The 1179-nt window shown below is 44.0% G+C and carries 1 protein-coding gene; it reads right to left on the reverse strand.

Features of this window, described 5'->3' with window-relative positions:
• Positions 1-1152, reverse strand: a 1152-nt coding sequence (locus VOR_RS0102465) for an ABC transporter substrate-binding protein (protein ID WP_010318081.1), incomplete at its 3' end; no start/stop codon positions are given.
• Positions 1153-1179 lie beyond the last annotated feature (27 nt).

Here is a 1179-nt window from a genome sequence, read left to right on the forward strand (position 1 = left end):
AGGGTTGTCTTCATTAAAGCCCGCTTCAGCCAACAATTTTGCCGCTTCTGCATCGCGCTCTTTTTGCGTCATCTTGCCATATGCTGGCATTTGAGGATTAAAGCCAGCCGTAATTTCAGGTGTTAAGAAATAAGCTGGTTTTTGGCCTTGACCTAAAATCGCATCACTCACAATGTTACGGTCGATAGCGTAAGAAATCGCTTTGCGTACGCGAACGTCGTCAAATGGTGCCTTTTTGGTATTGAACAGATAGTAATAAGTACACAAGTTACCCTGAATCGATACTGATTCCGGGTGTTCTTTCTTCAGACGCTTAAAATGCTCGGTGGGTACTTCATAAGAGATATCGATTTCGCCTGCTAGGAAACGGTTCATTTCTGATACTTGGTTTTCTATGGGCAAAAAGGTGACTTTGTTAATGACTGTTTTGTCATTGTCCCAATATTGCTCGTTACGTTTTAATACTAAACGCTCATTGACAACCCATTGATCAACAACGTAGGCACCGTTACCAACAAAATGCTCAGGCTTGGTCCATTGGTCACCAAACTTTTCTACGGTTGCTTTATGAACGGGTTTCACGGTTGTGTGGCCCATCATCATGACGAAATAAGGCACAGCATCTTCAAGCTCAACAACGAGTGTGTGGTCATCTTTAGCTTTAACGCCAAGCTCACTTTTGTCTTTCGTTCCTGCCACAATATCTTTTGCATTCTTCATCTTAGTATATTCCATATACCAAGAATAAGGAGAAGCCGTTACAGGGTCGACTGCACGTTGGAAGCTGAAAACAAAATCACCCGCCGTGACAGGATCGCCATTTGACCATTTCGCATTTTTACGCAAATGGAAAATAAAGGTTTTGTTGTCTGCGGTTTCCCAGCTCTCTGCGACGCCAGGAATAGTTTTACCATCCGCGTCTTGGTTCACAAGCCCTTCCAATAAGTCGCGAATAACGTGCGACTCAGGAACACCTTGAGATTTGTGAGGATCGAGTGTGGCGACTTCAGTACCGTTACCACGAACGATTTCCTGAACTTTAGCCAACTTAGTGCCCGCTGGAACATCAGCGGCGAGAGAAAAAGTAGAAGTGGCAGCAACGGCCATACCCGCCCCTAGAAGAAGGGCTTGGGTGATTTTATTTTTATACATGCATAAACTCCAAGTTTTTATTTTTGG

The sequence above is a fragment of the Vibrio ordalii ATCC 33509 genome (genome assembly GCA_000257205.1).
GTDB classification, from domain to species: Bacteria; Pseudomonadota; Gammaproteobacteria; order Enterobacterales; family Vibrionaceae; genus Vibrio; species Vibrio ordalii.